Genomic DNA, 1,057 nt, shown 5'->3' with positions numbered 1-1,057 from the left:
CGCGCCAGCCCGGCCCCGGCCAGATACAACTCACCCGCCACCCCCACCGGCACCGGACGCAGCCCCGCGTCCAGCACGAACGCCCGCATGTTGTCCATCGGCACCCCGATCGGCACCGACGCCGGCACCACCTCACCCGCCCGGAACGGAATCTGCGTGGCAAACGCCGTCGTCTCCGTCGGACCATAGGTGGAACGCACCACCATCTGCGGATGCGCCGCCAGCAACGCCCGGACGGCCGCCGCCGACACCACATCCCCACCGGTCGACACCTCCCGCACCCCCGCGAAAATCTCCGGAGTCTGCTCCCCCAACACCCCGAACAGCCCCGCCGTGGCATGCACATTCGTCAGCCCGGCCCGCTCGATCAGCCGCCCCCGCTCCACCGCATCCACCCGGCCCGGCGCAGCAATCACCACCCGGCCACCGTGCACCAACGGCACCCACACCTCATACGTCGACCCGTCAAAGGCATGGTTGGCCTGCATCATCACCCGCTCGGCCACCACCGCATCCCACGCACCATCCACACAGAACGCCACCACATTCCCGTGCGTGGCCGCCACACCCTTCGGCACCCCCGTCGAACCCGACGTATACATCACATACATCAAATTCCCCGGCAGAACCCGGACACCGAGATCACCCGCACCCGCACCCTCACCCAGCTCCGCCAGATCCACCCCGACCACATCCAGACCCGGAGCACACCCACCCGAATCCGCCAACAGCGCATGACCGGCCGACGCCTCGTCCACCAGCACCACCGACACACCGGCCTCGGCCACCACCGCCCGCAAACGCTCCACCGGATGGCCCCCATCCAGCGGCACAAACGCACCACCAGCCTTCAGCACACCCAAGAACGCCACCAACAGCTCCGCCGAGCGGTCCATCAACACCGCCACCAACGAATCCGACCGCACACCCCGCGCCACCAGACGCCGCGCCAACCGATTCGCCCGCTCATTCACCTCCCCATACGTCAACGACACCTCACCGTCCACCACCGCAACGCTGTCCGGCACACGCACAGCCTGCGCCTCGAACAACTCCG

At 68.5% G+C, this 1,057-nt stretch carries 1 protein-coding gene; it reads right to left on the bottom strand.

The window, feature by feature from the left end; all coding sequences use genetic code 11:
• A partial coding sequence (locus AB0G47_RS40865; RefSeq protein WP_360781196.1) for an AMP-binding protein occupies positions 1 to 1,057 on the bottom strand: 1,057 nt, incomplete at both ends.

The organism is Streptomyces sp. NPDC021622 (assembly GCF_040640795.1).
GTDB lineage: Bacteria > Actinomycetota > Actinomycetes > Streptomycetales > Streptomycetaceae > Streptomyces.
Note: the sequence above shows the minus strand (reverse complement) of the source record. Positions and strands in the feature narration are given on the sequence as shown.